This is a genomic window from Actinomyces sp. (assembly GCF_030530635.1).
Taxonomy (GTDB): Bacteria; Actinomycetota; Actinomycetes; order Actinomycetales; family Actinomycetaceae; genus Actinomyces.
The window spans coordinates 36,101-61,665 of the sequence record NZ_JAUMUL010000011.1 but is presented as its reverse complement, the minus strand read 5'-3'; the positions used below and the strand labels follow the sequence as shown (position 1 = coordinate 61,665).

Here is a 25,565-nt window from a genome sequence, read left to right as displayed (position 1 = left end):
TTCGCGCAGACAACCCACACCCGGCGAACCGCCACACCCTCAAACCAGAAGAACCCGTTTACACTCGGTTGGACCGCAGCGGTGAACGCCGGCGGTCGTCCCAACAGAATCTGGCCCGACGGAAGGAACGTCATGACCGACGCCCCCGAACGCATCCTCGTCCTGCTTAAACCCGACGCCGTCGAGCGGCATCTGGTCGGTGAGATCCTGCGGCGGATCGAGGCCAAGGGGTACGACATGGTTGCCTTGAAGCTGGTGCTTCCCACCGTAGAGGTGCTGGAAGCTCATTATGCCGAGCACGTGGACAAGCCCTTCTATCCCGGCGTCGTGGAGTACATGACCCGCGGCCCAGTTGTCGCCGCCGTCGTGGAGGGACAGCGCGTCGTCGAGGGGGTGCGCTCGCTCATGGGTGCGACCGACCCGACGGCTGCGGCACCTGGAACCATACGGGGCGACCTCAGCCGAGATTGGGCCACCAGCGCCATCCAGAACCTGGTACACGGTTCAGATTCGCCTGCCTCAGCCGAGCGAGAGATTTCCATCTGGTTCCCCGAGCTGGACAACTGAACTGAGCTGCAAGCGCGGCAGCCGAGCAGTTGGGGGGGGGGGGGGGCCCCCCCCCGCCGCCCCCCCCCCCCCCAACTGCATCTGCACCGATTTCGGCACGTAAGTTCTACCGATCTCGGCGAAGGGAGCGGGAGAGAGCGGGAGGGGCCGGCGAACGCCGGCGGTCAGGCGGGACGGCGGGACAGGACCTCCTTGAGCGGGACCCGGGCGCCAGTGCGGGTGATAGCGCGCGTGTACACCGTCGCCGCCAGCCATACGAAGGCCGGGATGAACGCCAGTGCGATCGCCAGCGCCGCCAGCTGCTCGCCCCATGAGGACACGCCCAGCACGAGCCGGGCCGGCATTAGGAAGGGCGCGAAGGGGGGCAGGTAGGCCAGCACCCGATAGATCAGCGTGGAGGGATCCTGCATGGCCATCACGAAGGACAGCACATAGGGGATCATGAGCGTCATGGTCAGCGGCATGACCACGGTGGCGACGTCCTCCTGGCGGCTGACCAGTGCGCCGGCGGCGGCGTAACCGACCGCGTAGATCGCGTAACCCACGATCATCCACACGACCATCGCGATCAGCACGGTATCGATGTCGACGGCGCTCTCGGGCAGCACGCCGCTCAGCTTCGCCGTGATTCCGGCAGCGACGCCGATCACGCCGTAGGAGACCAGGATGGCGGTGCCGGTGCCCAGCACCTTCCCGGCCAGCAGCGAGGTGGGGCGCACGCAGGCCAGTAGGATCTCCACGATACGGCTGGACTTCTCCTCAACCACGCCCATGGCGATCGTCTGCCCGCCGCCCAACACCACGATGAACAGGAGGATGTCGATAATCATCAGGACGGTGTAGCGAGCACCAAAGTTCTCGCCGTCGCGGTCCGGCGGGTCGAGGGCCTCCACCTGGGGCACGGCGTCGGCCAACGAAGTCGCCACCTGGGCGGGGTCTCCACCCAGGGCGGTGATCTCACCCGATAGGGCCGCCCGCTGGAGCACGTTAGTGACGGCGGCCGCCACCGCCTGGTCGACATTGTCCTCCTCGGTGACCTTCAGCGTGGGGGAGGGGCCGGCCAGGTCGAGGACCATGTCGACTGCCGCATCCTCATTTCGGTCCGCGTCAATCCCCAGGGCGGTCTCGGCCTCGGTGCCGGAGATGTCGGTGACCTCAATGGATAAACCGTTGGAGCCGGTGACCTGCCCCAGCGCGGGCGTCAGCACGTTGACGGCGGCCGAGTCGGGCGCGGTCACGCCCAACCGGTAGGGCTCGTCCGCACCGCCGGTCAGGTGGGCGACCCCGAGGATGCCGCCGACTACGAGAACCAGCATGACGAGCGTGGAGATCACCGCCGAGCGCTTGAACAGTTGGGTGCGCAGTTCGCGGCCGGCGACCAGGCGGATCTCCTGGGAGCGGGAAATGGTGTGGGGGCTGGGGGACATGGTTCAGGCCTCCTGTCCGGTCGTGGTGGCGGGGACGGCGAGTGCGTCGCGGAAGATCTCGGTCAGTGGGCGGGTCACGGGGCCGAGCTCGCGTAGCCGCCCCAGACGCTGCGCGGCCTCGAGCAATCGCTGTTCGTCGGGTCCGCCGGCAACGATGGTCAACCGCGTCCCCTCGGCGATGGGCTCGGCGCCAGTCGCCACATTCGGCACGCCGGCGAGCATGGCGGCGGTGGCCTCGACAGCGGCCTCGGTCTCACCGGCCACCTCGACGACGGCGCGCCAGCGCGGCTCGGCACCCGCCTGCAACTCGGCTACGGTGCCGTCGGCCACCAGGCGGCCCTCCCGGATGATCACCACCCGATCGCACAAACGCTGCACAACATCGAGTTGGTGGGAGGAGAACAGTGTGGGCACCCCCGCCGCGGCCCGTTCCCGCAGCACCTGGCTCATGACGTCCACCGCCACCGGATCCAGGCCGGAGAAGGGCTCGTCCAGGATCAACAGATCGGGATCTGACACCAGGGCGGCGGCCAGCTGAACTCGCTGTTGATTGCCCAGCGAGAGCTTCTGCACCTCGTCCTCGCGGCGGGCGGAGATCCCCAGCTGTTCGGTCCACTGCTCGCTGGCCCGGCGCGCAGCATCGGCGGTAATGCCATGTAGACGGGCCAGGTAGGTCAGCTGCTCTCCGACCTTCATCTTCGGGTACAGGCCGCGCTCCTCGGGCATGTAGCCGATGCGGCGACGCGCGGCGGCATCGACCGGGGTGCCATCCCAGGTGACGGTGCCGGCGTCGGCGGTGAGCACCCCCATGACGATGCGCATGGCGGTGGACTTCCCAGCGCCGTTGGCGCCCACGAAGCCCACGATCTCACCGTCACCCAGCCGCAGGGACAGGTCGCAGAGAGCCTGCAGGCGCCCGAAGCGTTTGGACAGATTGGCAATGTCGAGCATGAGGACTCCAATCGAGATCGGTGGTGGTAAGTCCGCTTGACATGAAAAGCTTGCGCCTTCACGTCCGCGATGTCAAGGTTGCTTTCCGGTGTGCCGCGAGGTGGCGGCCGTGGTCGGTCCCGGGATGATCGGCGCGCAACCTTGACCGACCGCGGCGGTGACTGAAACCGACCTCGGTGCAGGAACCGGGCCGAGGACACCGGACCGCAGGTCGCAGTCAGCCTGCCGCTATCGTATGCCTGTGCACCTCAAGACGTTGACGATGAAGGGATTCAAGTCCTTCGCCTCGTCGACCACCCTGCGCCTGGAGCCGGGTATCACCGCCGTGGTCGGCCCCAACGGCTCAGGCAAGTCCAACGTTGTGGACGCGCTGACCTGGGTCATGGGGGAGCAGGGCGCCAAGAACCTGCGCGGTGGCTCCATGGCCGACGTGATCTTCGCCGGTGCCGGCTCCCGTCCGGCGTTGGGCCGCGCAGAGGTCTCCCTGACGATCGACAACACCGATGGCGCCTTGCCGATCGACTACAGCGAGGTCACCATCACTCGCACCCTGTTCCGCGGCGGCGGCAGCGAGTATCAGATCAACGGCACCACTTGCCGCCTGCTGGACGTGCAGGAACTGCTCTCGGACACCGGCATGGGACGGCAGATGCATGTGGTGGTGGGTCAGGGACAGCTCGATGCCGTCCTGAGTGCCACCCCTCAGGAGCGGCGGGGTTTCATCGAGGAGGCGGCCGGTGTCCTGAAGCACCGGCGTCGTAAGGAACGAGCGCTGCGCAAGCTCGACTCCATGGCGGCCGACCTGGTCCGGCTCACCGACCTGACCGCCGAACTCAACCGTCAGCTCGGCCCGCTCGCCCGGCAGGCCGCCGTCGCCCGCCGCGCCCATGTGATCCAGGCGGAGGTTCGTGACGCCACCGCCAGGCTGCTGGCCGATGATGTCGTTCAGGTGCAGGCCCTGATGGAGGCGGGCGACGAGGATCAGGCCCGCCTGGCCCGCCGCCGGGCCGAGTTGGAGGAATCCGAGCGCGTCGCCCGCGCCAGGCTCACGGAGCTGAGCGCAGTCGAGGCCAACTCGGGGCAGCGACTGAGCCGCGCCATCGCCATCTGGGAGGAGCTCACCGCCGCGACCCAGTCCCTTGCCGCACTGGCGGATGTGGCCGCCGAGCGGGTGCGGGGTCTGGCCGGCGCCCCCCGTCCCGCCGTCGGCACCGACCCCGATGAACTCGAACGCCGAGCCCAGGAGGCTGCCGCCCAGGAGGCGGAGCTGGCTGCCGCCATCGAATCTGCCCGCGTGGCGCTTACAGACGCCACCGGGGACCGAGTGGACGCCGAGGCCGCCGCTACTACGGCGGAACAGGTGCTTGCGACGCTGTTGACTCGCCGCGCTGAGCATCGTGAACTGCTGGCCCGCGCCGGCGGCCGCCTCGCCTCAGCCCGCTCCCGCCATGAGGCCGCCCGCACCGCCGTCGAGCAGGCGCGCACACAACTGCAAGCCGCAGAGGAACGCGCCGCCGCCGCCACCCGCGCCCTGAAACAGGCCACGGACTGCCCCGTCGGCGTCGAGCGATCCGATCAGGGCGAGCCGAAGCACGCCTCGGCCCCGGGCGCCGCCACGGGCGACGAGCAGGCCCGCGCCGCCGCCGCCCACGAGGCCGCCACCGATGCCCTCAACACCGCGCGTGACGCAGTATCCGCCGCCACCGACGCCCGCCGTGAGGCCGCAGCCGAGCTGGCCACCTGGACGGCCCGTCGTGATGCGCTGGCCCTGTCCCTGAGCGCCCAGGACGCCACCGCCGACCTGGCCGACGTCGGTGTGTCCGGCGTACTCGGCCCGCTCGCGGGGGCCGTCGCCGTGGCCGCCGGCTGGGAGAATGCCCTGGCCGGCCTTCTCGGTGAACTTGCCGGGGCCGCCGTCGTCGCCGACGCCGACGCCGCCGTCGCCGCCCTGGCTCATGCCCGCGACCGGGACGGGGGCCGACTGCGGCTGATCATCCAGGGGCACGACGAAGACGGTGGGGACCACGGCGCCGTTCCGTCCAGTGCAGCTGCGACTCCCGAAGGTGCGCGGCCGGCTGCCGAACTCATCACGACCGACTCTCCGGCACTGACTTCTACCCTGAACGGTCTGCTGGCCGACGCCTGGGTGGTGCCGGACCTGGAGACCGCGCGGGTGCTGCGCGCCTGCATTCCCGGAGCCGTGGTTGCCACCCGTGACGGTGACGTACTGGCGCCCGGTTGGGCCACCGGTGCCGGTGAGGACGCCTCCTCGGTCCTGGCCCTGGCGGCTGCCCACGAGGAGGCCGCTGCCCGGGCCGCCGTCGCGGAGCGCACGGAGCGCACCGCCGCCGCTGGACTCGAGGCCGCCCGGGTCCGAGAGGCGTCCGCCCGTGCCGCCGTCGCCGCGGCGCTTGAGCGGCTGCGTGCCGCCGATGCTGAGGCCGCACGTGTGGCAGAGAACCTGGCGCGCCTGAACTCCGCCGCCCGTGCCGCCGCGGAGGAGAGCGGGCGTGCCCGCCGCGTCCTGGAGCGGGCCGAGGCGGAGGCCGCTCAGCGCGCCGCCGAACTCGCCACCGCCCAGACCGCTCTGCAGGACGTCGAGAGTCGGCCGCTGACCGTGGGTGAGAGCGGAGCCGATAATGCTGCGGACGCCGCTTCGGGGACGGACATCGACGCCGCCATCGACGCCGCCCGTGCGACGCGCGAGGCCACCGCCGCGGCCGCCTCCGCGGCCCGTACCGCAGAGACGGAGTCCCGCCTGGCCCTGCGCACAGCCGAGGAGCGGGAACGCAGCGGTCGCGGCCGCAGCGACTCCCTGCGCCAGGCAGCCCGCCGTGAGCGCGAGCAACGCGCCGCCGCCGAGCGCGCCGAGCAGGCCCGCAAGACCCGACTGGCAACTGCCACGCACGTGCGCGACCAGGCGCGCACCGCTGCGGAAACCGCCCGCACTTGGGTCGAGCAGGCCCAGGCCGAACGGACCCGCATTGAGGCCGAGCGGGCCGAGGCAACTGCTGCGGGAGCCGAGGCGCGGGAACGGTTGGACGCACTCGGTATGGAACTGGCCGCCCTGTCCGATGCCGCGCATCGTGATGAGATCGCCCGCGCCGAGCAGAACATGCGCCTGGCGAATCTGGCCGAGCGGGCGATGAAAGAACTCGGCTTGGAGATCGATCCGCTGGTGGAGGAGTACGGCCCCCATATGCTCGTGCCCCAGACGGTGGTCGCTGAACCCGCCGCGCAAACCGTGCCCGGACAGGCCTCCGAGACCGCTGTGGCCGCAGGCGCGAACGGTTCCGGAGGCAGCGCCGATGAGGGTGCCGAAGCTCTCGCAGCGCAGCCGACCGGTCGGCCCTATGTGCGCGCCGAGCAGGAGAAGCGCTTGAAGCGGGCGAATCGGGATCTGGCCCGGCTGGGGAAGATCAACCCGTTGGCGCTGGAGGAGCATGCGGCCATGGAGGAGCGTCACCGCTTCCTGGCCGAGCAACTCGCCGACCTCAAGGCCTCCCGTGCCGACCTGCTGCGCATCGTGGAGGATGTGGACCGCCGTGTGCAGGAGGTGTTCACCCAGGCGTACGCGGACACGGCCCGCGAGTTCGCCATCGTCTTCGACCGGCTCTTCCCCGGAGGTGAGGGACGGCTGGTGCTGACCGATCCCGACGACATGCTCACCACCGGCATCGACATTGAGGCCCGGCCCGCCGGAAAGAAGGTCAAGCGCCTGTCGCTGCTGTCCGGCGGTGAGCGGTCCCTGGCCGCGGTGGCGCTGCTCGTGGCGATCTTTCGGGCCCGCCCCTCGCCCTTCTATGTCATGGATGAGGTGGAGGCGGCCCTGGACGACACCAACCTCGGGCGGTTGCTCGACATCTTCACCGAACTGCGTGCCTCCAGCCAGCTCATCATCATCACCCACCAGAAGCGCACCATGGAGGTTGCCGACGCCCTGTACGGCATCACCATGCGCGACGGCGTCACTCAGGCGGTCTCCCAGCGGCTCTCACCCGCCCCCCAGTGATGCGGTGGACCATACCGAGTGAACTGTGATGAACACGGTGCTGTCGGATGGGCGACACGAGGCCCCTCCTTGGCGGAACCGTCACTAACGGAAGGCAGAATAATGCCCATGGGTTCCATGATCCTTCCACTCGCCGTAGTCCTAGTCGCGGCCTTGATCGTGCTCGGCCTGGTCGTTGCCGAGCGCTACCCGGTCGCCACCTGGCGCGACCGGCTGCGTGAGTTGGCGGGGGTGGCCCGGGAGAAGGAGGAGCCCGTGACCGTGGTGCCGCAGGAGGCGCACCTTGAGGATCTGATGACTCGGGACGACTCGGCGGTCTATTTCGGCACCGAGTCCTTCTCCGGGCTGGTAGACGTGGTCGAGAAGGCCATGGACACCGCTGAAGCCAAGGCCGCCGATGTACGCCGTACCAGGGACTCCGCGGCCGCAGCCCGTCATGGTCGGCAGGCGGCCCCACAGCGCTGATGTCCGCACTGTTGGGCGGGTACTTGCCGATCCCCTCGGGCGATCGGGCATGATGGGGCCATGGACCCCTTGCTGATCGTCCTCATAGTCGTCGTCGTACTCGCTGTCGCCGGCGGTATCTGGTTCTATGCCGGACGCAACCGCGGCGAGATGCCGCCGGAGGTCAGCCCTCACAAGCCCACCAGCGCCGACGACGTCCTGCTCACACCGCCGCAGGACCAGGCCGGCGCGTCGGAGACGAGCCCCGGCGGGCCTCCCCCTGCCGAGGCGGGTGAGCCGGAGGCTGCTGTTGCCACCCTGGAACGCCCCGAGTCCGTCCCCGGACGCATGCAGCGTCTGCGCTCCCGTCTGGCCGGCGCCGGTGGCTTCGGGAGGGCCATTCTGGCCGTACTGTCGCGGGGCGACCTCTCCGAGGCCGACTGGGAGGAGATAGAGGACACGCTGCTGACCTCGGACCTGGGCCTAGAGGTCACCACCTCCCTGATGGAGCAACTGCGCACCCAGGCCAAGGTTCTGGACACCTCCGATCCCCAGGCCATCCGGAACGTGCTGCGCCAGGAACTGCTGCGACTGGTCGACCCCGACCTTGACCGCTCCCTGAACCTGACCCGCCCCGCACCCGCGGAGGGCTGGGACACCTCCGGGGGTGAGCCGGCCGCCGCCGTCCTCATGGTCGGGGTCAACGGCACCGGCAAGACCACCACCTGCGGGAAGCTGGCGCGCGTACTCGTCGCCGAGGACAAGAGCGTCGTCATGGGGGCGGCCGACACCTTCCGTGCCGCCGCCGCCGAGCAGCTGACCACCTGGGGGCAGCGGGTGGGTGTCGAGGTCGTCCGCTCCGAGCGGGAGGGTGCGGACCCGGCCTCGGTCGCCTACGACGCGGTGCGTGCAGCAGCTCGCGGGGGCGCGGATGTGGTTGTCGTCGACACTGCCGGGCGCCTGCAGAACAAGGCCGGACTCATGGACGAACTCGGCAAGATCAAACGCGTAATGGAGAAGGCCGCCGAAGTGGGGGAGGTGCTGCTGGTACTGGACGCCACCACCGGCCAGAACGGCATGCGCCAGGCCCAGGTCTTCTCCGAGGCCGTCGGCATCACCGGAATCGTGTTGACCAAACTGGACGGAACCGCCAAGGGCGGCATTGTCGTCACCGTGCAGAAGGAGCTGGGCGTCCCCGTCAAGCTCGTCGGCCTCGGTGAGGGCGCGGACGATCTGGCGCCCTTCGACCCGGAGGGCTTCGTCGACGCGCTGCTCGGGTGAAACGCGACTGCCGGGGTCGGGCCCCGGATGTGAGCTGAGCGCATACCCCCTTACTCGCCGGCCGTGAGGGCCCGCACGTCCCCGGCGCTGGGACGGAACGGGACCTCACCGCTATCCTGAAGGTTGCATCGCGCAGTGCCTACCCGGCGTCGGCGCGGGCACTCAGCCAACTCCTCCAACCATCTGCGCCTAAGCGCCAAGGAAGGACACCGCGTGTTCGGCAACCTCTCCGACCGGCTCACCGCCTCGTTCAACTCGCTGCGCGGCAAGGGCCGCCTGAGCGAAGCGGACGTGGAGGCCACTGTCACTGAGATCCGGCGGGCCCTACTCGAGGCCGACGTCGCGTTGCCGGTGGTGCGCTCCTTTACGGCTGCCGTACGCGAGAAGGCCAAGGACGCCGCCCGCTCCCAGGCCCTCAACCCGGCCCAGCAGGTGGTCCGGATCGTCAATGACGAGCTGGTCGAGGTGCTGGGAGGCGAGTCGCGGGACCTCCACTGGGCGGACCGCGGCCCCACAGTCATTATGCTCGCCGGCCTGCAGGGCGCCGGTAAGACCACCTTGGCGGGCAAGCTCGGACGCTGGCTGAAGCACGAACACAAGCGCACCCTCCTGGTCGCCTCAGACCTGCAGCGCCCCAACGCGGTCACCCAGCTCAGTGTGGTGGCCGAGCGCGCCGGAGTGGACGTGTGGGCCCCAGAGCCCGGCAACGGTGTGGGCGACCCGGTGGCCGTCGCCCGTAGCGGCGTCGAGCAGGGCCGGAACAATGGTTACGACGTCGTCGTCATCGACACCGCCGGCCGCCTGGGTGTGGACGCGGAGATGATGGAGCAGGCGATCCGCATCCGCGACGCCGTCTCGCCCCACGAGATCCTGTTCGTCCTGGACGCCATGGTCGGCCAGGACGCCGTCAACACCTCCGTCGCCTTCCGCGACGGTGTCGGCTTCACCGGAGTGGTGCTGTCCAAGCTCGACGGCGACGCCCGTGGCGGTGCCGCCCTGTCGGTGCGCGGCGTGACCGGCGCCCCTGTGCTGTTCTCCTCCACCGGCGAGGGCCTGGACGACTTCGAGCGCTTCCACGCCGACCGGATGGCCTCCCGCATTCTTGACATGGGTGACCTGCTCACCCTGATAGAGCAGGCCGAGCGCGCCTTCGACGAGAAGGAGGCCGAGGACGCCGCCGCCAAACTCGCCTCGGGCACCTTCACCCTAGACGACTTCCTGTCCCAGCTGCGCCAGATCCGCAGGATGGGTTCGATGAAGAAACTGCTGGGCATGATGCCTGGCATGGGGCAGATGCGTGAGGCCCTGGAGAACTTCGATGAGCGGGAGGTCGACCGCATCGAGGCGATCGTCTGCTCCATGACCCCGGCGGAGCGCCGCGACCTGTCCATTCTCAACGGCTCGCGGCGTTCCCGTATCGCCAAGGGCTCCGGCACCACCGTGCAGGCCGTCAACGAACTGGTGGAACGCTTCGAGGTGGCCAAGAAGATGATGGAGACCATGGCAGCCGGCGGCGGACCGGGAGCCCTGGGAGGGCCTGGCGGTATGCCGGGCATGGGCTCGCTGCCGTCCACCGGGAAACGCGCCAAGGCCCGCCAGGCCCCCAAGGGCAAGAAGCGTAAGGGCGGCAAGAAGGGCCGCTCCGGCAACCCGGCCAAGGCCGCCAGGCAGGCGCGTGAGGCCGCCGCCGCGCGTGCGCACAAGGACGCCGGCCTGGCCGAGCCCGCAACCCCGGCGCCGGCCGGGTCCGCCTTCGGACTGGGCCGGTCCACGGCGCCCGCCACCTACGGCATTATGCCCACGCAGGACAACGCGGCGCAGCAGTCCCAGGGGAGTGGCGACGAGGTCGCCGACGCCATGGCTGCCCTGCCGGAGGACCTGCGCCGTCACCTGGGGCTTGGCTGAGAGCCAGATCGAGGTCAACCTGCGTGGGTCCCTCCCGTGATTCTCGTCGGAGCCTTTACAAAGGCAACCGATGACACTACTCTGAATCCGCTCTAACGTGAGTTGTAACACAGTGAGATGGAGGACGTGGTCTACCTGAACGAGTCTTCGGCTGATGAGGAACTTGACACGGTTGCGCCTCGCTTGAAGGCGAGTAACTGGCCGCTTGCATTCGGAGCCGTGATCGGCGGGTTGCTAGGGCTAGTGGCTTATGTGAAGCACTGGATCTAGTTCTCGATCAGGAACGGAGCAACGCAGAGATTCTTGTTGGCGGAGAATACCCTCCGGCTGGGGTAGTCTCACACCTGCCCCGCTATCCCCGACGGACGGAAACTACCGTGTCCGCTGCACTTACCGAGGTCCTGTCCAGCTTCGAGGGCTTCGTCTCCGGCAATATCCTGGTCTGGATCCTGCTGGGTACGGGCCTGTACCTGACCATACGTACCCGCGCCGTCCAACTGCGGCTGTTCGTACGCGCCGTTCGGCTGGTCGCGCACTCCCGCCACCAGCGCGGCTCCCTGTCCAGCTTTCAGGCCTTCGTGATCGGCCTGGGCGGGCGCGTGGGCACCGGCAACATCGCCGGCGTGGCCCTGGCCGTCACCCTAGGAGGTCCGGGCGCCCTGCTGTGGATGTGGGCGGTGGCGATCCTCGGCATGGCCACCAGCTTCGCCGAGTCAACCCTCGCCCAGGTGTTCAAGGTTCGCAACAGCGACGGCATCTTCCGCGGCGGCCCCGCCTACTACATGCAGCGCGGTATCGGACGGGGAGCCCTGGGCCGGGGCATGGGCGTGGTGTTCGCGGTGATGCTGGTGTTCTCCTACGGGCTCATCTTCCCGATGGTGCAGTCCAACACCATCGCCGTGACCCTCTCGGAGGCGCACGGGGTGAACACCTCCGTCACGGCGATCTTGCTGATGGCGGTGTCCGCCCCGATCCTCCTGGCCGGTATGCGAATGGTGGCGAAGGTGACCGAGTGGCTGGTGCCGCTGATGGCCCTGGCCTACCTGGTGGTGGTGCTCGTGGTCATCCTGGTGTCCATCGACCGGGTCCCCGGAGCCTTTGCCGATATCTTCGCCGGCGCCTTCAATCTGCGCGCGGGCCTGGCCGGCACCGGCGGTGGCATCTTCGCAACTTTCCTCAACGGCACCAAACGCGGCCTGTTCTCCAATGAGGCCGGACAGGGCTCGTCCCCTAACGGCGCCGCCACCGCCGACGTCGCGCACCCGGTCACCCAGGGACTCATCCAGGCGCTGGGCGTGTGCGTGGACACGCTGCTTATCTGCACCGCCACCGGACTGACCATCCTGTTGTCCTCGCCGGCGGTTTACACGCCGGGGGTGGAGCCGAAGTGGGCGGAGACCACACTGGTGCAACACGCCCTGGCCGATGCCGTTCCCGGCAACTGGGTGATCTGGTTCATGACCTTCGTGGTTATCACCTTCGCCTACTCCTCGGTGCTGGGATACTCCGCCTTCGCAGAGATCAACGTCAGTTACCTCGGCGGCGGCCGCCGTGCCGGCACCGTCCTGCGCCTGGCCATGACGGTCGCCACGGGGCTGGGTGCTTTGGCGGCCCTGGAGCTGGCCTGGGTGATGGCCGACGTGGCCCTGGCGCTGATGACGATCCTGAACCTGGTGGCGGTGCTGTGGCTGTCTCGCTGGGTGATGAGTGCGCTCAAGGACTACGACTCCCAGAGACGCGACGGCGTGGCCGAGCCGGCATTCGTCGCCCCCGGCAACCCGCTGCTGCCCGGTGAGCTCGATGGCGACGTGTGGACCGCGGAGCGCGCGGCCATGCGCCAGGAGAGCCTTGACGAGGAGATCTGAACCCGGCACCGAAGCCGCGGCGTCATCTCCGAGGAAGGGCAGCCACGTTGGCGTGCGTCCTGTGGGCGATCTCGCATCGAATCTGCGCGCCCCGGGTGGCGTCGGGCTGGCACGCGGCGGCGTCGCTCTGGCAGAATGCACGGCTGTACTCGACCGTTCCCGGTCCCTCTCCCGGTGCGATCGCGTCTCGGCCCCAACCGGCCCCGTTGCTGTAACCCCACCGGGAGCAGGCATGGGCCAAACCATCGAGAACCAGGAGTTTCAAGCAAGTGGCAGTCAAGATTCGCCTCAAGCGCCTCGGCAAGAAGTTCGCACCCTTCTACCGGGTGGTCGTCGTCGATTCCCGTAAGAAGCGCGACGGCCGTGTCATCGAGGAGATCGGCGTTTACGATCCGATGCAGGAGCCCTCGCTAATCCGCATCGACTCCGAGCGGGCCCAGTACTGGCTCGGTGTAGGCGCGCAGCCCTCCAATACCGTGTTCAACCTGCTGAAGATCACCGGCGATTACCACACCTTCAAGGGCCTGAAGGGTGTTACGCCCCGCCTGAAGGTCAAGGACGCCGAGGCTCAGGCCGCCGAGAAGCAGGCCGCCGTCAAGGCCGTCGCCGACGACGCCGAGAAGCGCAAGGCCGACGTTGCCGCCAAGCAGGCCGAGGCCCAGGCGGCCGCCGCGGACGAGGAGCCGGCCGAGGCCCCCGCCGAGGAGGCCTGACGTGCTCGCCGACGCACTCGAACACCTCGTGCGCGGCATCGTCGACAATCCCGACGACGTCACCGTCACCGCCCGGACACTGCGCCGTGGCGACCTGCTCGAGGTCCGGGTCAACCCCGACGACCTCGGGCGGGTGATCGGCCGCTCCGGACGTACAGCGCGCGCCCTGCGCACGGTCGTCGGAGCTCTGGCCGACTCGCCGGTGCGTGTGGACGTCGTCGACACCGACCGCCGCTGACACCGGCGCGAAGTCTCACCAGCGCCGCCGCCCGCATCCCACCCCGGGATGCGGGCGGCGGCGTTTGTGCGCCCTCTGCCTTGTTACGAGCCCGTCCACCGGTGGCGCTGCCCGTGGTAGGCGCGCGCGGTAGGTTTGACCCTGTGCTGCTCACTGTCGCCGTTATCGGCCCCGCCCACGCTCTCAAGGGTGAGGTCCGCCTGGATATCCGTACCGACGACCCCGAGGGCCGGCTGGCGCCCGGCAGCGTGCTACCCGTCGATTCCCCCACCGGGCCCGCCGCTGCCGGACACCTGACCGTTTCCAGCCTGCGCTTCGACGGTGCCCGCTGGTTCGCCGCCTTCGTCGAGGCCCCGGACCGAACCGCTGCGGAGGCCCTGCGCGGGGTCGAGCTCCTGGCGGAGACCGATGCGGACGAGCCGGAGGAGGACGCCTGGTACCCCCATGAGCTGGTGGGGCTGCGGGCTATTCAGCTACTGCCCGACGGCACCGCGAGTCAGTTGGGGGAAGTGATCGGCCTCGAACCCGGAGTGGCTCAGGACCGACTGCTGGTACGCATTCCGGACGGGCAGGAGATCGCCGTGCCCTTCGTGGAGGAGCTGGTCCCCGAGGTCGACCCCGAGACCGGCACCGTCATCATCGATCCGCCCGGCGGCCTGTTCCCCGGCGTGGGCGAAGTCGAGGAGGACCGGTGAGCCGTCCCACCGCGCACTCACCGGTGCCGCGGGCCGCCGCGCCTCTGCGGCTGGATGCGGTGACGATCTTCCCCGACTACCTGCGCGTGCTCGACCTGTCCCTGATCGGGCGGGCGCACGCCGATGGCCTGCTCGACCTGCACGTTCACGACCTGCGCGAATGGACCCACGACCGCCACCGCACCGTCGACGACACCCCCATAGGTGGCGGCGCCGGCATGGTGATGAAGCCCGACGTGTGGGGAGCCGCCCTTGACGAGGTCCTGGCGGTGCCTCTGCCCACGACTACTGCCCCGGCGGCCGCGGAGCCCGCCCGGTCGGCAGTCGCCGCTCCGAATCCGCAGGGCGCGCCTCGCCGCGTGCTGATAGTCCCCACCCCTTCCGGCGAGCTATTCACCCAGCGCACCGCCGAGGACCTGGCCGACGCCGATCAGCTCGTTTTCGCCTGCGGCCGCTACGAGGGCATCGATGCCCGCGTGGCCGTGCACTATGCCGCACGGGGAGTGGAGGTGCGTGAGGTCTCGATCGGCGACTATGTGCTAAACGGCGGGGAAGCGGCCGCCCTGGTCATGATTGAGGCGATTGTGCGGCTGCGACCAGGAGTGCTGGGCAACCCCGACTCCATCGTCGAGGAATCCCACAGCAGTGCCGGCTTGCTGGAGTATCCGGTCTACACCCGTCCCGTCGCCTGGCGGGGGTACGACCTCGCGGACACGCAGCCGATACTCCTGTCCGGCGACCACGCCCGCATCGCCCGGCATCGCCGTGACCAGGCCATCGCGCGCACCGCCGCGCGCCGCCCCGACCTAGTGTCCCGTCTCGATCCCAGCCGGCTGGACGCCGGCGACCGCGTCGCTCTGACTCGCAACGGCTGGGTCGCCGCGGCCGGTGCTGCCCACCCGGTGCCGGTGGTGGTGCGCCCGGCTCGGGAATGCGATCTGGCCGCGCTCGTCGATCTGGCCGCCCGCACCTTCCCCGACGCCTGCCCGAGTTTTCTCACCGCCGAGCAGATCGCCGCTCATATTGCCGTCAATCTCTCTTCGCGGCGCCTGAAGACCTGGTTGGAGGACCCGCGTGTCGTGCTCACGGTCGCCGAGTTACCGGACGGTCTGCCCGCGCCCTCCGGCCGCTCGGGCTCCGAAACGTTGGCTGCGGGCGCCCTGGTCGGCTACAGCGCCGTCGTCGCCGAGATCCCCGACGGCGACGGCGCGCACCCGGTAGGTCTTGACCCGCGTCCGCCTGCGGTCTCGGTCGTGCCGGGTCCCGGCGGCGCGGATCCACTGGCGGCAGAGCTGTCCAAGGTTTACGTCGATGCGCGGCTGCGCTCATCCGGCCTCGCCGCCACCCTGCTCGCCGCGGCCGCCCGTGATGCCGAGGCCATGGGGGTCACCTCCCTGTGGCTGGGCACCAATGCCGCCAACCGCCGCGCCCAGAAGGTCTACCGGCGCGCCGGCTTCCGCAGGGTAGGCACTCGCACCTACGAGGTCGGTGGCAACCGCTGCCGCGATGTCGTCATGGTGATGAACCCGCAGGAGGGAAACCGACAACGTGGTCGCATCTGCAGACCGCCACAGGGCGACCGTGAGGCGTGAAATCAAGCACGTAGTGCGCCCGGTCCGCATCACTCGCGGGGCGGCTGTGGCAGACTGGATCGGCCGCGGGCCGCGGGCCGCCTCTGCCACTGGGGAGGCGGTCGGGAGCAGGACCCGTCGGCGCAGGAATGCGGCACCTGCCGCCCGTCCGGCACCCCGGTCTGGCGGCGCCGCCCGTTGAACGCCCGCTGACCAGTGGCACGGACGTGGAGAGAATTCAATGACTAATCTGATCGATGAGATCGACGCCGCCTCCCTGCGTGAGGACATCCCCAGTTTCCGGGCCGGCGACACCCTCCGGGTGCACGTCAAGGTCGTGGAGGGGTCGCGCAGCCGCATCCAGGTGTTCCAGGGTGTCGTCATCGCCCGTAAGGGCGGCGGTGTGTCCGAGACCTTCACCATTCGCAAGGTCTCCTTCGGGGTAGGCGTCGAGCGCACCTTCCCGTTGCACACCCCCACAATCGATAAGATCGAGGTCGTCACCCGCGGTGACGTGCGTCGCGCCAAGCTGTACTACCTGCGCAAGCTGCACGGTAAGGCGGCAAAGATCAAGGAGTTCCGCACCAACTGACGGCCGGGACACCGCCCCGACCGGGTGCCCGGGGCCTGCGGGTCCCGGGCACCGACACACCCCGTTCCGACTCTGAATCCGTCCAGCCACTATCCGAGAGGTAAACGGTGACCGCAACGCGGGAAGACGCCGAAGACCCGCCTGAGGTGGGCGCCCCTGCTTCGACGGCTTTCGAGGAAGTCGGCCGGGCTGCGGACGCCGATGACTCGGCGGTGGCCGCCGGCGCCAGTGAACTGCCGCCCTCCTACAAGCCGGTCCGTCGACCCGCCTCCCAACAGGACGCCGTCGATTCCGGCCCGCCGCGTCGTCGCGGCTCCACCCTGATGATCGTGGTGGCGGTGTTGCTGGTCGTCGCCCTGGTGAAGACCTTCGTGGTCCAGACCTTCGGCATTCCCTCCGGATCCATGGAGGACACCTTGCTGGAGGGCGACCGGGTGGCAGTAACCATGTACGACGCCGACGACGTCGACCGCGGCGACATCGTGGTCTTCACCGACCCGGACAACTGGCTCACCGTCACCGAGCCGACCGGGCTGAGGGGACTGGTGCAGGAAGCGCTCATCGTCCTACACCTGCTTCCCGAGGATTCCGGACACCATCTGATCAAACGCGTCATCGGCGTGGGTGGGGACCACATTGTGGCCGACGGCGAGGGCTTACTCACCATTAACGGCGTCGCGGTGGATGAGCCCTACCTGAAGTCCGGCCGCTCCGCCTCCGACGTCGCCTTCGACGTCACCGTCCCCGAGGGCTACGTGTGGGTGATGGGGGACAACCGCGCCAATTCGGCCGACTCCCGCTTCCACCAGGATGACGCCAACGGCGGATTCGTACCCCTGGAGGACGTGGTCGGGGTGGCCAAGTTCGTGCTCTGGCCACTGGCGCGGATAGAGAGTCTTGACGACGGCGGCGCCTTCAATGCGATCCCCGACGCCACCGCGACTGCTAAGGCCGGGTCTGATCTGTGACGCGCGCCCGCATCGTCCCCGACCGCGAGTTGGAGAAGCGTCTGCTGACCGAATACGCACTGGTGGGTGGCATGGACGAGGTGGGGCGCGGCTCCCTGGCCGGGCCTGTCAGCGTCGGCCTGGTCATAGTCTCCCGGGCCACGCCTGCCGGATTCCCCGCGGGATTGGCCGACTCCAAACGGCTCACGCCCCGCCGTCGACAGGCCCTCGTCGAGCCCTGCCGGGCCTGGGCGACCGATCACGCCGTCGGCCACGCCACACCTGCGGAGATCGATGCCCTGGGCATTCTCGGCGCCCTGCGGCTGGCCGGGCAGCGGGCGCTCGCCCGGGTGTCCGCCCGCGGGCACCTGCCCGGCGTCATCATCCTGGACGGTACCGCTAACTGGCTGCGCCCACCCGCCCAGTTTGACGCTGCCGATGCGATAACCGCGCAGGAGGCACCCCTCCCGGAGGTTCACGCCCGGGTGAAGGCGGACGCCCACTGCGCGGTTGTTGCCGCCGCCTCCGTGCTGGCCAAGGTGGAGCGTGACGAGTTCATGGCGGCCCTGCCCGACCCCGGCTACGACTGGGCGCGCAACAAGGGGTACGCGTCGCCCGCCCACATCGACGGACTGGCCCGGCTCGGCGCCAGCGACTTCCACCGCCGCTCCTGGCATCTGCCAGGACTGGAGCGCTTCACCGCTAGTGTTGCCGAATCCAGCGCCGCACCCGCTGACGCCAACTGCGCCGACGCCCCAGGGGCCGGGCAGACCCGATCCTCGGCTGTGGCCGACGCGCCCGCGGGAGCTGCTGCAAGAGGACGCGCCCATTGGGCATGATGGATCAGTGAGTGCTGAAGATCTGGAGTCGTATGAGAACGACTTGGAGCTCGACCTGTATCGCGAGTACCGCGATGTCATCTCCCTGTTCTCCTATGTCGTCGAGACGGAGCGCCGCTTCTACCTGGCCAACGCCGTGGACGTGCAGGTGCGCACCAACGGCGGTGAGGTGTTCTTCGAGTTGACCCTTGAGGATGCCTGGGTGTGGGACATCTACCGAGCCAGCCGCTTCGTGAAATCCGTGCACGTGGTCACCTTTAAGGACGTCAACGTGGAGGAGCTGACCAAGCCGGAGATGGATATTCCCTCCTGACCGGCCGCCGGCCCTGAGATGACCGCGCGGAGGATTCACCAGATCCCACAGGCATCGTTCGTGCACCCCTAATCCACAGAGATCAAATCGCGCGCTGGCCCCGCCACGCCCCCACGGGCACGCTGGTGGTGGAGGTCAAGCCCATGTCAACCGCACCACATGCCGCACAGTCCGGCGTCGTCAGCAGTATGAGCTCTACGGTGAATCCCATCGCTGCTCCCACGATTTCGACCGCCCCGCCGCTTCAAGCCGTCCCCTCGCACCTGGAGGCCGGATCGTACGAGGCTCCCACCGATTCCCGCCGCCTGATCGGACAGCGGGGCGAGGCCATCGCCGCCCGCTACCTCAGCGACCTGGGGTGGCACATCCTGGACCGCAATTGGAGGCCCGGTCCTGGTCTGCGCGGCGAGGTCGACCTGGTCGCCCTGCAACCGCAGCCGTCGGGACCCGGCGTACTGGTGATAGTGGAGGTCAAGACCCGCACCTCCGAGGTGGCGGGGCCGCCGGCCGCCGCAGTTGGCCCGCTGAAGCTGCTCCGGCTGCGGTCGCTCGCGGTGCCCTGCGCCGCAGCGCACCCAGTGCCCCATGCCGGCCTGCGCCTGGACGTGGTCTCAGTGCAGCTGCGCGCCGGCCGACCGGCCCTGCTGCGGCACCACCGGGGGGTGGGGGACTGATGGGACTGGCACGCACCCTCGCCGTCACCCTTACCGGGCTGGCCGGGCACCTCGTGGACGTCGAGGCGCACTCCGCGCACGGGCTGCCCGGGTTCACCCTCGTCGGCCTGCCGGACACGGCTGTGCGCGAGTCCCGTGAGCGCGTCCGCGCCGCCCTGTCCACCTGCGGGGTCACCTGGGGCGAGCACCGGCTCACGGTCAACCTCTCGCCGGCCGACCTGCCCAAGACCGGCACCGGTTTCGACCTGGCGCTGGCGCTCGCGGTCCTGGGCGCCCGCGGGCAACTGCCGGAGCGAGCCATCAACCACATGGCCCGCACCGTGTACATCGGAGAACTCGGACTGGACGGCACCGTCCACCCGGTGCGCGGCATCCTGCCCGCCGTGCGTGCTGCCGCCGATGCAGGAGTCACTGAGGTGGTGGTTGCTGCGGGTGCCGGCCGGGAGGCGGCGCTGGTTCCGGGTGTGGATGTCACGGCCGTCAGCCATATCGGTCAGCTGCTGGAGCGCTATGGCGGGAAGCTGCCGGGTCGGGCCCGTGAACTCATGCGCCGGGCCAGACGGGAGGCCGCCGCCCACGCGCCGCGCCGGACGGAGGGTGCCGTACCAGCGCGGGAGGCCGACCTGGCTGATGTGGTCGGGCAGGTGCAGGCTCGTCACGCCCTGGAGGTTGCCGCGGCCGGTGGACACCACCTGCTGCTGGTAGGTCCTCCGGGCGCCGGCAAGACCATGCTCGCGGAGAGACTGCCCTCAATCCTGCCTCCCCTGAGCGCCGAAGACGCCGTCACCGTCACCTCTATCCATTCCCTGGCGGGAACCTTCAACGCCGACGCCGGCCTGCTCACCCGCCCGCCGCTGCGGGCCCCCCACCACACTGCCACCCGCGCCGCGGTGGTGGGCGGCGGCTCCGGCGCGCCCCGCCCGGGTGACGTATCGCTGGCCCACCGTGGTGTGCTGTTCCTGGACGAGGCGCCCGAGTTCCCCGCCGGCGTGCTCGACTGCCTGCGCCAGCCTCTGGAAACCGGTTACGTCACCATCGATCGGGTCGGAGGTCGCGCCACCTACCCGGCCGCCTTCCAGTTGGTTTTGGCCGCCAACCCCTGTCCCTGCGGGCGCGGCACCGGCCGCGGCCTGGAATGCACCTGCACCTCTTTGCAGCGACGCCGTTATTTCTCACGGCTATCCGGCCCCCTGCTGGACCGGGTGGATATTCAAGTGGAGGTCGCCGCCGTCACCGCCGACGACCTGGCCGCCAAGGGCGCAGGTGAGCCGAGCGCCGTTGTCGCCGCCCGCGTCGCCGAGGCGCGGGCGCGGGCCGCCCGCCGCCTGGCCGACACCCCCTGGAGACTGATGGGGGAGGTTCCCGGGGGCTGGCTCCGCTCGTCCGCCTCCGGCACCGACCCTTCCCTGCTCGCCCCGCTCATGACCGCCCTGGACCGCGGCGACCTGACTCTGCGGGGCGTCGACCGGGTGCTGCGGCTGGCCTGGACCCTGGCCGACCTCGGCGCCCGCCCCGCGCCCACCCCCACCGATATCGGCGCCGCGCTGGCGCTGCGTACCAGAGGAGCCCGCCCATGACCACGCCCGTACCAACCGCTGGATCCAGTACTCCCGCCGTCCGTACGGACCTGGAGCCGGCCCCTGATATCGGCGTCGACGCCATTGCCGAGAGTGATGCCGAGGCTCTGGCCCGGGCCACCTGGTCGCGGCTGGCCGAGCCCGCGGACGCCCACGCCTGCGCCCTGGTCGGCCGCCTTGGCGCCACCGCCGCCCTGGACTGGCTCACCCATGAGGCCCTCGACGCCGACGGGGAGCCCCGGCCCGCCCCACGCCCGCCGCTGCCGCCCCACGGAGACGCCGCCCGCGCCGCCGCCGACTGGGCCGCCGCGGCCGGGCGATGGGCCCCGCGCCTGCAAGGCCTGGACATCCGCCGCGAACTGGATGTGCTGGAGCGCCTCGGCGGCAGCCTGCTCATCCCCACCGACCCGGGGTGGCCGACGAGCCTGAACGATCTGGAGCGTCCGCCCCACTGCCTATGGGTGCGCGGCGATCCCGCCTTGCTGGCCGAGTGCGGCAACTCCGACACACAGGCCCAGCGGCGTTGCCGGGAGGAGCTGGTGCCGGCCGGGCCGGGCGCAGGCCATGCGCTGGCGCTGGTCGGCGCGCGCGCCTCCACCGACTACGGCGAGCACGTCACCTTCGACTTGGCGAGCGGTCTGGCCGCAAAGGGCGTCGTCGTGATTTCCGGTGGTGCCTTCGGTATCGACGCCGTCGCCCATCGCGGCGCCATGCGCACCGGCGCGACCATCTCCGTTTCCGCTGGGGGAGTGGATCGCCTCTATCCGGCCGGCAATGCAGACGTGCTGGAGGAGGTGATTGCCACTGGCGCCCTGGTGGCCGAGGTGCCTCCCGGCTGCCAGCCCGGACGGCACCGGTTCCTTACCCGCAACCGGCTGATCGCCGCCATGGCCGACGCCACCGTCGTCGTAGAGGCCGCCTGGCGCTCCGGAGCCCTGTCCACCGCCCACCATGCGCTTGATTTGGGGCGGCCGGTAGGGGCCGTGCCCGGGCCGGTGACATCAATGGCCTCGGTGGGCTGCCACCGGCTGCTGCGGCGGGGCGCCATCTGTGTCACCGATGCGGACGACGCCCTGGAGCTGATCGCCCCGCTGGGCTCTATCGATCCTGAGGCCGCCAAGGCCGCCGACCCCGCCAATGCCGGCGCCGGGCTGCTGGATGGCCTGGACGGCCCCGCGGCCGTCGTACTGGATGCGCTGCCCGCGCGCGGCGATGCCGGTGTTGAGTCGATCGTGCGCGCCGCTGGGCTCACCGAGCACGAGACCATCGCCGCTCTGGGGCTGCTGGAACTCGCCGGGCGGGTGGAGCAGCGAGGCGCCGCCTGGCGGCGTGCTCGCGTGCACCGGTGAACTCGATGCCGGTATGCACCGCTGCCGCGCTAGCCTTATTGGTTCGGAGTATCATCGTGGCGTGGTCCAGGCGGGAGAGGTGTTTGAGGGAAGCGGTAGGAGTCATCTAGATCTGTCGTACAGTGTGATGACACCTGAGGTCGCTTTCGAGATTGCTGATGGCTGGAAGTATCCGCCACCGTATGACTTCTACGATATGACGGCCGATCCAGAGGACTATGAGGAGTTCGTGACTCCCGAGAAATGGCCTGAGGTCCTTATGCGGGTCCGCTCAAGGGGTGAGTTGTTCGGATTCTTGTCCGCCGACATCGATGACGGTGAAGGCATGTTGGAGATTGGGGTCGGGATGCATCGTGATCTCACTGGCGGCGGACTCGGGGTGAGCTTCATGGCATGTAACTTGGCTTGGCTGGAAGAGAATCTACCCGGGCGGGAGATTCGCTTGATGGTGGCCTGCTTTAATGGGCGCGCAATTGCGGTGTGCCGTCGGAGCGGATTTCGTAGAGTGCGATCATTTAAACAGGCTTCCAACGGGGGCGTCTTCGACTTCATTGAAATGAAGTATGAGGGGCACCGAGCGGCGGTCCGGTAATCTTCTGCCGGTTGCACGTATCGGCCCGCGGGGATTGTTCGCCTCTTCGTATTTGTTTGTGGGTGCGGGCCCAGGCTGCTGTGTGGCGGTCGTTTTCGGGGCCCTGTTCGACGCGAACCGGACCGCCAGGTGGTCGTGTTCGGGGGTGGACGGTTCGTGCGTCTACCCCGCCCGATGTCGCGGCGTGGTAGGGCCACACAGGCGACTGCGACCAGCAGTGAGCTGAGCCCCCGTAGCAGCGCCAGGTCGCCCCAGTCAAAGCCATTGCTCAGAGGGCGCTCGCCGAAAGCCCAGTAATACGATGATGGGTGCACGAGCCAGTCCAGATCGGCGGACATGCCGCCGACTGTGTTTAATGCGTAGCCGAGCGCGGCCACCGTGGCGCCGGCACCGAGCGATCAGGCGCTCCGGCCTGTTAGCGTGCCGGTCGCCAGCGGGCGGTAAGTGCTCATGCGGGGTCCCGGAGCGTATAGGTTGAGGATCGACTCCTCCAGATCGTGCTCTTCGATCGTGAGTTCCTGAGCTGTGAATAGTGACAGGGCCTTGACGCGCTCGTCCGCCCATCGGCGGAACGCCCCCGAATGCGCAACTGGTTCCCCCGGCGCCGGCTCGATTGGTAGATCGCTCAACATGCCGGGCTCTGCCAGGCCGACGCGAATCTTCTGCGCGGTCACCTCACTGAGCACCGCGCGCACTCGGGACATGGCTGCCGGGTGCTGTCGGTCCGCCGAGCTCGGCCAGGTGGCGCAGCAGGACTGTGCCGCTGGAAGACACGAGGCCCGGTCATAAGCGACGAACCCTCGGCACCGGCCCTGCGCATCATCTTTGGCGGAGGTGGTCCCGCCACGAGGATCGAACACACGAGTTCGCCTCGGGAACACGAGTTCGGCTCGCAGACACGGGTTTCTGGAGGTTTGCACGTGTACAACCCATGCAAACCTCCAAAACTCGTGTTCCTGGCGCCAATACGTGTTCAAGGCGGTCCGGGCGTGCATCATCCCGGGTACGAAGACGACCATCAACGGGGCACCGGTCCTGCGCCCTCGCGGGAGGCGCAGCCACTAAGCTGGCCGCGTGCACATGTCAGCTCAGGGCGGGCCGGTCGATTCCGCCCCTGCGGATAGGAGGGCTCCGGGAGCGTCGTACACCACCGGGTGTGTCACGCGGGCCGGGCTGCTGGACGTCTTTGCCCGCTATCTGGATCTACAGCGAGGGCTGTCCGCGCACACGGTGCGCGCCTACCTCGGCGACGTAGCCGAACTGATGACCTTCCTCGGCGTCGGTGAGGAAGACGACGAGCCGGTGGGTCCTGCCCTGGGCAGCCTGGACCTACCGGACCTGCGCGCCTGGCTGGCAGCGATGTCCGTCGACGGCGCCGCCCGCGCCACCCTGGCCCGGCGCGCCGCCGCCTGCCGCACCTTCTCCACCTGGGCGCATCGCAGCGGACTACTGGACGCCGACGTCGCCGCCCGGCTGCGCTCGCCCCGCGCGGACGGACGCCTGCCCTCTGTGCTCACCCCCGCCCAGGCGGCCGCTTTGCTGGACGCGGCGGCCGACGCCGTCGCCGCGGCCGGGGCTACGGCGGATGGCGACACCGACGGCGACGTGGCCAGGGCGCTGGCGCTGCGCGACCGGGCCATCCTCGAGGTCCTGTACGCCACCGGTGTGCGCGTGTCCGAACTGTGCGCCCTGAACCTGGGGGACGTGGACGCCACGCGCCGCACCATGCGCGTGCTGGGTAAGGGCAACAAGGAACGCACGGTGCCCTACGGGGGGCCCGCCGCCGCGGCCCTGGAGGACTGGCTGGCCGTGCGCGGCGCCGTTGCCGGCCCCGACGCCGGGACGGCCCTGTTCCTGGGTGCGCGCGGGCACCGCATCGGGCCGCGGGCCGTACGCGAGATCGTCCACCGGGCCGCCGCCCGTGCGGGCGTGCCCGACCTGGGCCCCCACGGGCTGCGCCACTCGGCCGCCACCCACGTGCTCAGCGGGGGAGCGGACCTGCGCAGCGTGCAGGAGCTGCTGGGGCACTCCTCGCTGGCCACCACTCAGCGCTACACGCATGTATCCGCCGAGCGCCTGCGCGCCGTCTACGCCCAGGCCTTTCCCCGGGCCTGACGGCGCCGCTGCGCCTAAGTCTGTTGGTCTGGGCTAAAGGCCGGGAGCGCTCAGTTGAGCGGTTTCAGACGGATCACCGCGGGCTGGAGCAGGCGCAGCGGGTTGACGTAGGTCTTGGGGCCGGTGCGCGCCCCCCAGTGCAGGGCGTCGGCGCCGTCGGCGCGGTGGCCGGATTGCAGCGTGCCGATCACCTGGCCGCGCGTCACGACGTCGCCCGCCTTGACCTGCGGGTCGACAGGCTCATAGGTGGTGCGTATGCCGTCGGCGTGGTCTATGGACACCACCGGCCGTCCGGCCACCATCCCCGCGAAGGCGACCGTCCCATCGGCGGCGGCCAGTACCCGCGAACCCGCTGCCAGCGCCAGGTCCACGCCCCGGTGCCCGGAGCCCCAGACCACCGCCGGAGGATCAAAGTCAGCCAGCACAGTCGTAGCCATGCCCGTGGGCCAGCTGTAGCGCACCCGCCTGGTCACCGCGCCGGGCAGCGTAGCGGCTGAATCCAATGCCGACCCGGCCGCGAAGGCCTGCACCGGGTTCGGGTCGCCACCCCGCCAGGCCATCACCACCGGCCGCGGCGCGGTTGCGGCCTCCGGCGACGATGCGGCGGCTCCGGACACTGGAGCCGGCAACAGGGAGAGGGCGGTACAGGCGGCCAGTGCGGCGCCGCCCGCGGCCAGGTGGCGGACCCGATGCCGCAGCCCCGCGGAGCCCGGTCTGGGCGGGACGTCGGATGAGGACCCGCCGGGGGAGCGGTCAGCTGCTGCATGTCGGGCACGCTCGCCAGGGAGCGTGCCCGACGGCTCCTTAGATGCGGGCGTGTTGCGGGGGATGGTTGAAGCGGCTGGGGCGCAGGCGTCGTCGGCGGCTGTGAGTTTACTCATGACATCAGCGTGCGCCG

Annotated in this window: 22 protein-coding genes and 1 pseudogene; 19 read left to right on the top strand and 4 right to left on the bottom strand. The window is 69.7% G+C overall.

The genetic code is table 11. The features are described from left to right. Positions 1-132: 132 nt before the first annotated feature. The gene (ndk, locus tag Q4A20_RS04625) at positions 133-567 is read left to right on the top strand and encodes a nucleoside-diphosphate kinase (RefSeq protein ID WP_303120808.1); all 435 of its coding nucleotides are present in this window, start codon (positions 133-135) and stop codon (positions 565-567) included. A gap of 164 nt (positions 568-731) precedes the next feature. On the opposite strand, the gene Q4A20_RS04620 is transcribed toward ndk, so the two are convergent. Next, complete coding sequence (locus Q4A20_RS04620) at positions 732-1,994, bottom strand: ABC transporter permease (protein WP_303120806.1); 1,263 nt, start codon at positions 1,992-1,994, stop codon at positions 732-734. Positions 1,995-1,997: 3 nt separating this feature from the next. Next, the gene (locus Q4A20_RS04615; RefSeq protein ID WP_303120804.1) at positions 1,998-2,945 is read right to left on the bottom strand and encodes an ABC transporter ATP-binding protein; all 948 of its coding nucleotides are present in this window, start codon (positions 2,943-2,945) and stop codon (positions 1,998-2,000) included. Positions 2,946-3,180: 235 nt separating this feature from the next. Here Q4A20_RS04615 and smc point away from each other — a divergent pair, with 235 nt between their 5' ends. The 17 genes and pseudogenes from smc (at position 3,181) to Q4A20_RS04530 (ending at position 22,552) form a co-directional block, all read left to right on the top strand. After that, positions 3,181-6,957, top strand: a complete 3,777-nt coding sequence (gene smc, locus Q4A20_RS04610) for a chromosome segregation protein SMC (RefSeq protein ID WP_303120803.1) — start codon at positions 3,181-3,183, stop codon at positions 6,955-6,957. 108 nt (positions 6,958-7,065) lie between these two features. Continuing rightward, entirely contained in the window at positions 7,066-7,422 is a 357-nt protein-coding gene (locus Q4A20_RS04605) for a hypothetical protein (protein ID WP_303120802.1), read from the top strand. Between the two features lie 60 nt (positions 7,423-7,482). Continuing rightward, entirely contained in the window at positions 7,483-8,682 is a 1,200-nt protein-coding gene (ftsY, locus tag Q4A20_RS04600) for a signal recognition particle-docking protein FtsY (protein WP_303120801.1), read from the top strand. 213 nt (positions 8,683-8,895) lie between these two features. After that, a complete protein-coding gene (gene ffh / locus Q4A20_RS04595) occupies positions 8,896-10,587 on the top strand; it encodes a signal recognition particle protein (protein ID WP_303120800.1) in 1,692 nt (563 codons plus the stop codon). 377 nt (positions 10,588-10,964) lie between these two features. After that, positions 10,965-12,452 (top strand): sodium:alanine symporter family protein, encoded by a 1,488-nt coding sequence (locus tag Q4A20_RS04590; RefSeq protein WP_303120799.1) that lies wholly within the window; start codon positions 10,965-10,967, stop codon positions 12,450-12,452. Positions 12,453-12,721: 269 nt separating this feature from the next. Beyond that, complete coding sequence (gene rpsP / locus Q4A20_RS04585) at positions 12,722-13,165, top strand: 30S ribosomal protein S16 (RefSeq protein ID WP_303120797.1); 444 nt, start codon at positions 12,722-12,724, stop codon at positions 13,163-13,165. Between the two features lies 1 nt (position 13,166). Further along, on the top strand, positions 13,167-13,403 hold the full coding sequence (locus tag Q4A20_RS04580) for an RNA-binding protein (RefSeq protein ID WP_108967793.1): 237 nt from the start codon (positions 13,167-13,169) through the stop codon (positions 13,401-13,403). Positions 13,404-13,546: 143 nt separating this feature from the next. Then, a complete protein-coding gene (rimM, locus tag Q4A20_RS04575; RefSeq protein WP_303120792.1) occupies positions 13,547-14,098 on the top strand; it encodes a ribosome maturation factor RimM in 552 nt (183 codons plus the stop codon). A 44-nt stretch (positions 14,099-14,142) separates the two neighbouring features. Then, complete coding sequence (trmD, locus tag Q4A20_RS04570) at positions 14,143-15,690, top strand: tRNA (guanosine(37)-N1)-methyltransferase TrmD (protein ID WP_303120818.1); 1,548 nt, start codon at positions 14,143-14,145, stop codon at positions 15,688-15,690. Between the two features lie 220 nt (positions 15,691-15,910). Next, a complete protein-coding gene (gene rplS, locus Q4A20_RS04565) occupies positions 15,911-16,261 on the top strand; it encodes a 50S ribosomal protein L19 (RefSeq protein WP_303120790.1) in 351 nt (116 codons plus the stop codon). A 107-nt stretch (positions 16,262-16,368) separates the two neighbouring features. Next, complete coding sequence (gene lepB, locus Q4A20_RS04560) at positions 16,369-17,229, top strand: signal peptidase I (protein ID WP_303120788.1); 861 nt, start codon at positions 16,369-16,371, stop codon at positions 17,227-17,229. Then, positions 17,226-17,903, top strand: a pseudogene (locus Q4A20_RS04555) (ribonuclease HII); the annotation flags it as partial. The gene lepB and the pseudogene Q4A20_RS04555, both read left to right, overlap by 4 nt. Positions 17,904-18,054: 151 nt before the next feature. Further along, a complete protein-coding gene (locus tag Q4A20_RS04550) occupies positions 18,055-18,360 on the top strand; it encodes a DUF2469 domain-containing protein (RefSeq protein WP_073332911.1) in 306 nt (101 codons plus the stop codon). 143 nt (positions 18,361-18,503) lie between these two features. Then, the gene (locus Q4A20_RS04545) at positions 18,504-19,034 is read left to right on the top strand and encodes a YraN family protein (RefSeq protein ID WP_303120783.1); all 531 of its coding nucleotides are present in this window, start codon (positions 18,504-18,506) and stop codon (positions 19,032-19,034) included. After that, a complete protein-coding gene (locus Q4A20_RS04540) occupies positions 19,034-20,611 on the top strand; it encodes a YifB family Mg chelatase-like AAA ATPase (RefSeq protein ID WP_303120781.1) in 1,578 nt (525 codons plus the stop codon). The genes Q4A20_RS04545 and Q4A20_RS04540 overlap by 1 nt, the downstream gene beginning before the upstream one ends. Then, the gene (locus tag Q4A20_RS04535; RefSeq protein ID WP_303120780.1) at positions 20,608-21,960 is read left to right on the top strand and encodes a DNA-processing protein DprA; all 1,353 of its coding nucleotides are present in this window, start codon (positions 20,608-20,610) and stop codon (positions 21,958-21,960) included. Before Q4A20_RS04540 ends, Q4A20_RS04535 begins: the two co-directional genes overlap by 4 nt. Positions 21,961-22,021: 61 nt before the next feature. Beyond that, positions 22,022-22,552, top strand: a complete 531-nt coding sequence (locus Q4A20_RS04530; protein ID WP_303120779.1) for a GNAT family N-acetyltransferase — start codon at positions 22,022-22,024, stop codon at positions 22,550-22,552. A 398-nt stretch (positions 22,553-22,950) separates the two neighbouring features. Here the strand turns inward: Q4A20_RS04530 and Q4A20_RS04525 are convergent, their stop codons facing one another. Then, positions 22,951-23,256 (bottom strand): hypothetical protein, encoded by a 306-nt coding sequence (locus Q4A20_RS04525; RefSeq protein WP_303120777.1) that lies wholly within the window; start codon positions 23,254-23,256, stop codon positions 22,951-22,953. Between the two features lie 370 nt (positions 23,257-23,626). Here Q4A20_RS04525 and Q4A20_RS04520 point away from each other — a divergent pair, with 370 nt between their 5' ends. After that, positions 23,627-24,667: a tyrosine recombinase XerC gene (locus Q4A20_RS04520; protein WP_303120775.1), complete on the top strand. Its 1,041-nt coding sequence runs from the start codon at positions 23,627-23,629 to the stop codon at positions 24,665-24,667. A 50-nt stretch (positions 24,668-24,717) separates the two neighbouring features. On the opposite strand, the gene Q4A20_RS04515 is transcribed toward Q4A20_RS04520, so the two are convergent. Further along, positions 24,718-25,548, bottom strand: coding sequence for a M23 family metallopeptidase (locus Q4A20_RS04515; protein ID WP_303120773.1), 831 nt, complete (start codon positions 25,546-25,548; stop codon positions 24,718-24,720). Positions 25,549-25,565 lie beyond the last annotated feature (17 nt).

Excerpts from the sequence above, each read along its gene's own strand:
- Q4A20_RS04515 (WP_303120773.1), bottom strand. The coding sequence starts at position 25,548 with ATGAGTAAACTCACAGCCGCCGACGACGCCTGCGCCCCAGCCGCTTCA.
- Q4A20_RS04535 (WP_303120780.1), top strand. The coding sequence starts at position 20,608 with ATGACCACGCCCGTACCAACCGCTGGATCCAGTACTCCCGCCGTCCGT.
- ndk (WP_303120808.1), top strand. The coding sequence starts at position 133 with ATGACCGACGCCCCCGAACGCATCCTCGTCCTGCTTAAACCCGACGCC.
- Q4A20_RS04620 (WP_303120806.1), bottom strand. The coding sequence starts at position 1,994 with ATGTCCCCCAGCCCCCACACCATTTCCCGCTCCCAGGAGATCCGCCTG.
- Q4A20_RS04605 (WP_303120802.1), top strand. The coding sequence starts at position 7,066 with ATGGGTTCCATGATCCTTCCACTCGCCGTAGTCCTAGTCGCGGCCTTG.
- Q4A20_RS04615 (WP_303120804.1), bottom strand. The coding sequence starts at position 2,945 with ATGCTCGACATTGCCAATCTGTCCAAACGCTTCGGGCGCCTGCAGGCT.
- rplS (WP_303120790.1), top strand. The coding sequence starts at position 15,911 with ATGACTAATCTGATCGATGAGATCGACGCCGCCTCCCTGCGTGAGGAC.
- Q4A20_RS04525 (WP_303120777.1), bottom strand. The coding sequence starts at position 23,256 with ATGTCCCGAGTGCGCGCGGTGCTCAGTGAGGTGACCGCGCAGAAGATT.
- smc (WP_303120803.1), top strand. The coding sequence starts at position 3,181 with ATGCCTGTGCACCTCAAGACGTTGACGATGAAGGGATTCAAGTCCTTC.
- Q4A20_RS04540 (WP_303120781.1), top strand. The coding sequence starts at position 19,034 with ATGGGACTGGCACGCACCCTCGCCGTCACCCTTACCGGGCTGGCCGGG.
- Q4A20_RS04545 (WP_303120783.1), top strand. The coding sequence starts at position 18,504 with ATGTCAACCGCACCACATGCCGCACAGTCCGGCGTCGTCAGCAGTATG.
- ftsY (WP_303120801.1), top strand. The coding sequence starts at position 7,483 with ATGGACCCCTTGCTGATCGTCCTCATAGTCGTCGTCGTACTCGCTGTC.